The sequence below is a fragment of the Catenulispora rubra genome (assembly GCF_015356825.1).
Classification (GTDB): domain Bacteria; phylum Actinomycetota; class Actinomycetes; order Streptomycetales; family Catenulisporaceae; genus Catenulispora; species Catenulispora rubra.
The window spans coordinates 1-5,539 of sequence record NZ_JAACYW010000468.1 but is presented as its reverse complement, the minus strand read 5'-3'; the positions used below and the strand labels follow the sequence as shown (position 1 = coordinate 5,539).

The following is a 5,539-nucleotide window of genomic DNA, read 5'->3' as shown; positions in this document are numbered from 1 at the left end:
AAACGGCTACCCGGCCTTCTACATCCCCAACAGCGTCACCTCGTTCCGGGGCTACGGCATGGGCGTCTACTCCAACTTCACATCGGGACCACCCATCGAAAGCGCGATGGCCATCCAAGCCCCGAACACCCCCGGCGTGCAGTTCAACGACCTGCTGACCGTCTGGCTCAACAACTACGGAGGCATCCAATCAGTGATCAACGGAACCGGCGCGGCCGTCAGCTCGGGCAATGCGGGACCGGTCAACGTGGTCTCGTATCCGTGAGGTAGGTAGACGGTGGCTCGTACGCTCCGCGGGAGCGTACGAGCCACCTCCGGCCGCCTGAGCCCACCGCTATGGTGTGCCGGTGACCATGAAGACGGGCATCGAACTCGGTGCGGAGGCCGCTCGCAGACTGCGGCGGTGGGGTTCGGCCGAGTGCGCGATCGAGCCGGGCCTGACCGACGCGGAGTTCAGCCGGATCGAGGACGAGTTCGGGTTCGAGTTCGCCGACGACCACCGGGCGTTTCTCGCCGCCGGTCTGCCGGTCAGCGTGCCGTACGACGACCCGCCCGGTGTCCTGCGGGCCTGGGCCGAACCGTGGCCGGACTGGCGTGACGGCGACCGTGCGGCGCTGCGCAGGCAGCTGGCCTGGCCGCTTGAGTGCGTGGAGAACTACGTCGAGCACTACGGGTTCTGGCTTGAGGAATGGGGTCCACGGCCGGAGGCTCTGGAAGCGGCGCTGTCGGTGACTCGGAACGAGCTGGCCAAGGTCCCGGTGCTGGTGCCCGTGTACGCGCATCGTTTCCTGCCGGCCGGCCGCGGCACCCACGGCCATCCGGTTCTGTCCGTCTACCACACCGACACCATCTACTACGGTGCCGACCTGGCTGAATGGGTCCGAGCTGAATTCGAGGACGAGAGCGGCGAGGGTACGGACGAGCCGGGCCCCGACCGCGTGCCCGAGTCTCCGCAGGCAACTGTGCGGTTCTGGCGGGACGTGCTGTAGTCCGGGGTCGGTCGCAGGTCGGCTGTGATACTTGGCCGATGGTGTCCGATGAGCTGCGGCAGGTGGCGGAGGCGTTGGGCGAGTCGGCGGTCGCGGCGCGGGTGTTGGCCGGCGGGTTCTCGCACGAGACCTCTTTGCTCACCCTGGGCAGTGGTCAGGTCGTTGTCCGATTCGGTGGCGCCGACCATGGGATTGAGGCTGCGGTCATGGATGCCGCTCGCGCGCACGTTCCCGTTCCCCAAGTGCTCAAGGTCCTTGACGCCGGGTCGCTGGGCGCGGGCGCTCGGTCGGCCATGGTGCTGGAGTACGTGAACGGGACGCCGTTGAGCCAGGTGCTCGACGGCGCCGAGAACGATGCCGCAACCGATGCCGAGACCGATGCCGGGGAGCTGGAGCGGCTCGGTGCCGAGGTCGGGCGGGTGGCCGCTCGGCTCGGCGCGGTGCGGTTCGGCCATCCTGGGTTCTTCGCCGATGCCCGGCTGAGCGTCGCGCCGGGACCTCCGTGGTCGCAGCAGCTCCCCGAATTCGCCGCGCAGTGCATGACGGCCACGCCCGAGGAGCGGCTGGACGCGGCCACGCGCACGGCGTGGGCAGAGCTCTGCTCGATCCACGCCCAGGCCCTGGTCGGAGTCGACGACCAAGCCCGCTTGGTCCACGCCGACCTGAATCCCAAGAACATCCTCGTCACCCGCGCCCACGGCGGTTGGCGGGTCGACGCGATCCTGGACTGGGAGTTCGACTTCTCCGGCTCTCCGTATGCTGACGCCGCCAACATGGTCAGGTTCCGCGCCGACACCCCCGGCGCGTACCGAGCCGGTTTCCGAGCGGCCTTCGCCGACCATCTGCCGGCCGACTTGCGGTCCGGCGAGGACTGGCTTTACCTCGGGCGGGTCATGGACATGTTCGCGCTCAGCGACTTGGTGACCCGCCCCGTCGGGCACCGCGTCGCCGACCAGGCGGCACAAGAGATCCGCCGCTGGGTTGCCCACGGAGTCCCCGACTCCTGGTGAGACTTCGCCGGGGAGAAAGTGTGTGGACACTGCCACACCCGGGCCGAAACAGTAGACGCATGGAGACCGACAGCCAGCGGAACCGGATCGCGTGGGAAGCAGCGTCGGAGAAGCACGTTCTCGAATACCAAGAACATCTGGCTCAGGCCAGGGACGAGTGCTCGCTGTTCGCCGCCGAGCTGGACTTGCTGCGGCCCGTCCTCGCGTCCTCGCCCGACGTCGTGCATCTGCAGAGCGGCCACGGCCTCGACGACATCGCCCTGGTCAAGGCTGGCGCGCGCCAGGTCGTCGGCGTCGACTTCAGCCAGGTCGCGGCGACGGCGGCGCAACGGCGCGCGGACGAGTTGGGCGCGTCGTGCAGCTACGTGGTCGCGGAGCTACCAGGCGCACCGCTACGCGACGAATGCGCCGACCTCGTCTACACCGGCAAAGGCGCGCTGATCTGGCTCCCGGACTTGCGCGCCTGGGCCGCCGACGTCGCCCGCCTGCTGCGGCCCTCAGGCCACCTGTTCGTCTACGAGGCCCACCCGACGGTACCCCTGTGGACCTGGGACGAGGACGAGCCCCGCATCCGCCCCGACCGCGGCTACTTCGCCCGCTCGCACGTCAACGACACCTTCCCCGCACACGGAGCGGTGGAGTCGCAGGCCACCCTGGCGGACATCATCAACGCGGTACTCTCCGCCGGCCTGGAGCTGCTGCACGTCGCAGAGTACGCCGAACCCTTCTGGCGCCCCGACGGCATCGCCGCGGCGGCATGGGACGGACGTCTGCCGAACGCTTTCGCGCTCCTCGCGCGGCGCAGACATGACGCGATCGGGTAGCGGGCATTTGAATCCGTACGGCCTGGCCGCGTCGGCCTACCTGCTGGTCGGCGGCGTCGTGGTGCGGCCGTTCCGCACCGCCGCCTCGGCACCGAGCACCGACTCGGTACTCAGCACTGTCTCGGCACCGGGCAGCGCCTCACCGGCACCGGTTTCGGCACTGGTCTCGGCACCGCGCCGCTCGACGAACGTCTTGAATCGGGCGGTGTCGTCCCTGACCTGGTGCCCGTCCATGCCGAGGACGCGGCCGGCCCGCTCCGCCAGACCGCGCGGCTGCCAGGTGAGCTGCACGGTCACCCGGGTGTCGTGGTCGCCGAGGCGTTGGAACGTCACCATCCCGGCGTGGCCGGTGTCCCCGCCGGTGCTCTGCCACGCGATGCGTTCGTCGGCGAGCTGCTCGGTGATCTCGGCGTCGAACTCCCGTCGCACACTGCCTATCGTGATCACCCAGTGGGTGCGGTGGTCGTCGATCCGGCTGACCGACGCGACGCCGTCCATGAACGCGGGGAACGACTCGAACTGTGTCCACTGGTGGTAGGCGGTGCTGATCGGCACGTTCACATCGACCGACTCGATGACCTGACTCATGCGGTGTCTTCGATCCGCATGCAGTCGATGAGGTCGGGGAGCCGGACGGTGGCGAAACCGATCCCCACATCGCTGAAGCCATAGGGGATGACGAGGTTCTCGCCGTGGCGGATCGCACCGCATGAATACACGACGTTCGGCACGTAACCGTCGCGCTCTTCGGCGTCCGGGGTCAGGAGCGGCCCGTTCAGGCTGCCGACGACCTTCCGGGGATCCTCCAGGTCCAGGAGCATGGCGCCGATGCCGTAGACGCGCATCGGACCGACGCCGTGGGTCAGCACGAGCCATCCCTCGGGGGTCTCGATCGGCGACCCGCAGTTGCCGCGCTGAACAAGGTCCCAGCTCAGCTCCGGTCTTCTCAGAGGCTGCGCATCGCCCCAGACGCGCCCGTCCGTAGAGGTGGCGACCGAGGTGCTCTCACGGTCCCATCGGGAAAGAGCCATGTGGACGCCGCCGACCAGCCGGGGGAACAGCGCCATGCCCTTGTTCCGGGCGGCGGGGCCCAGCAGCGGGGAGATGCGGAACGTCCGGAGGTCCGCGGTCTCGATGAGCTGGGGTGCGGTGGTGAAGCCGTCGAAGGCGTTGTAGGTGGCGCGATAGCCGGCCACTCCGCCCTCGTCGGTGAAGCGGACGAAGCGGGCGTCTTCCATCCCGCGCGAATCAGTGGGACTGATCGGCCGCAGCACCCGCTCGGAGAGGTCGGTGTCCTGGGGGAACTCCAGCACGTACTGGCACGCCGCGACCAGACGGATGCTCTCGATCGCGGCGTGCGCGCCGTTGCGGGCCATCAGACCTGCCGGGAGCTCGGCGAGCACGTGTTCGAGGTCTGCGTCGGTGAACTGCGCCGGAAGCCGGTGCAGGAAGTAGGACTGGACTTCGTTGTCGTCCCCCGCTTCGGCCAGCCCGTTCTCGAAGAACCTCCGGTCGTACCGCGGCGCGCGGGACCGGCCGGCGTTCGCGAACCGTGACGGTTCGTCCAGGGCGACGGCTCCGTCCGGCCCGATCACGCCGGTACGGAACTCGACGCAGGACAAGTGTCCTTCGCCGATGGCGCGCGCGCTCAGCACGAAGCGGAGACATCCCGGGGCCAGACCGCTCTGATCAGGGTGTTCGATCATGGAAGGGTTCGTCAGGGCCGCGGCCTCGATCGCGTATTCGCGGGTGAAGTAGGCGCCGATGAGCAGGCGGCGCTGGTCTGAGACCTGCGCCCCGGCCGCGATGCGGTGGCCGACGGTTTCGGAGTGCTCTGCGAACGTCTCCTCCAGATCCCGGTGCCGCGCCGAGAAGTCCGCCAAGGTGCGGGTATAGGCGCGGTCGACCGTGTCGTCGTCCAGGGCCATGATGCGCTCGAACACCATCGCCGCGCGCGAGACGCTGCCGGGGAGTTCCTCGCCGGGGACGAACAGGTCGGTGACGACCCGGCGGGGATCATGGCGCAGTCGCGCCCCGCCTCGGACCACGAGGTCCGCCCGGCCGCCGCCGTGCGATGCGGCGTCGAGGGTCTCGATCGTCGGATTCTCCGGGCGGACTGTCGTCTTCGTCATGCGGAAGCCTTGGCCCGGGCGCCGATCAGCGAGGCGGCCAGCGCGCGGTAGGAGCCGGCGACCGCGGACCATTCCAGGGCCGGCGCGACGCGGCCGGACGCCGCGGCCATCGACGCCGCCAGCCCCGGCCGGGTCAGCACCGAGCGCAGCGCCTCGGTCGTGGCGGCGACGTCCCGGTGCGGGACCAGCAGGCCGGCGCCGTCGGCCAGCAGTTCCACCGCGTGCGGGAACCGGGTGGCCACGATCGGGCGGCGGGCGGCGACGGCCTCGATGAGCACGCCGGAGGTGGCCTGCTCGGTCGAGTCGTAGGGCAGCAGCACGACGTCGGCCTGGTGGACGAGGTCGGTCAGCGCGGCGGTGGTGCGGTAGGCGGGATCGAATTCGACGTCGGCGGACACGCCGAGGTCCCGGGCCCGGGCCTGCAGGGAGTCGCGGTACGCCTCGCCGTCCCGGGCCAGCACCTTGGGATGGGTGCGGCCCGCGATCAGGTAGCGCGGGGCCGGATCGACGTCGTGCAGGCCGGCGAACGCCTCGATCGCCCACTCGATGCCCTTGCCGGGTCCGATCAGGCCCCAGGTCAGGAT

The 5,539-nt window shown here is 69.9% G+C and carries 6 protein-coding genes and 1 pseudogene; 4 read left to right on the top strand and 3 right to left on the bottom strand.

Going from position 1 to position 5,539, the window contains the following annotated elements:
• The 4 genes and pseudogenes from GWK61_RS52355 to GWK61_RS52340 form a co-directional block, all read left to right on the top strand.
• Window positions 1-265: pseudogene (locus GWK61_RS52355) on the top strand (hypothetical protein); the annotation flags it as partial.
• Between the two features lie 88 nt (window positions 266-353).
• Entirely contained in the window at window positions 354-989 is a 636-nt protein-coding gene (locus GWK61_RS52350) for a hypothetical protein (RefSeq protein ID WP_194921721.1), read from the top strand.
• A 38-nt stretch (window positions 990-1,027) separates the two neighbouring features.
• Window positions 1,028-1,999, top strand: a complete 972-nt coding sequence (locus tag GWK61_RS52345; RefSeq protein ID WP_194921720.1) for a phosphotransferase family protein — start codon at window positions 1,028-1,030, stop codon at window positions 1,997-1,999.
• Between the two features lie 59 nt (window positions 2,000-2,058).
• Window positions 2,059-2,823 carry a class I SAM-dependent methyltransferase gene (locus tag GWK61_RS52340; protein WP_194921719.1) on the top strand — a complete coding sequence of 255 codons (765 nt, stop codon included), beginning with the start codon at window positions 2,059-2,061 and terminating at the stop codon, window positions 2,821-2,823.
• 36 nt (window positions 2,824-2,859) lie between these two features.
• Here the strand turns inward: GWK61_RS52340 and GWK61_RS52335 are convergent, their stop codons facing one another.
• From GWK61_RS52335 to GWK61_RS52325, 3 genes are all read right to left on the bottom strand, one after another.
• On the bottom strand, window positions 2,860-3,411 hold the full coding sequence (locus GWK61_RS52335; RefSeq protein ID WP_194921718.1) for an SRPBCC family protein: 552 nt from the start codon (window positions 3,409-3,411) through the stop codon (window positions 2,860-2,862).
• Window positions 3,408-4,955, bottom strand: a complete 1,548-nt coding sequence (locus tag GWK61_RS52330; protein WP_194921717.1) for a glycoside hydrolase family 130 protein — start codon at window positions 4,953-4,955, stop codon at window positions 3,408-3,410. Before GWK61_RS52330 ends, GWK61_RS52335 begins: the two co-directional genes overlap by 4 nt.
• A partial coding sequence (locus tag GWK61_RS52325; RefSeq protein ID WP_194921716.1) for a glycosyltransferase occupies window positions 4,952-5,539 on the bottom strand: 588 nt, incomplete at its 5' end. The genes GWK61_RS52330 and GWK61_RS52325, both read right to left, overlap by 4 nt.

Bases quoted from the DNA above. Each gene is read 5' to 3' on its own strand.
- GWK61_RS52350 (WP_194921721.1), top strand. From the start codon at position 354: ATGAAGACGGGCATCGAACTCGGTGCGGAGGCCGCTCGCAGACTGCGG.
- GWK61_RS52345 (WP_194921720.1), top strand. From the start codon at position 1,028: ATGGTGTCCGATGAGCTGCGGCAGGTGGCGGAGGCGTTGGGCGAGTCG.
- GWK61_RS52340 (WP_194921719.1), top strand. From the start codon at position 2,059: ATGGAGACCGACAGCCAGCGGAACCGGATCGCGTGGGAAGCAGCGTCG.
- GWK61_RS52335 (WP_194921718.1), bottom strand. From the start codon at position 3,411: ATGAGTCAGGTCATCGAGTCGGTCGATGTGAACGTGCCGATCAGCACC.
- GWK61_RS52330 (WP_194921717.1), bottom strand. From the start codon at position 4,955: ATGACGAAGACGACAGTCCGCCCGGAGAATCCGACGATCGAGACCCTC.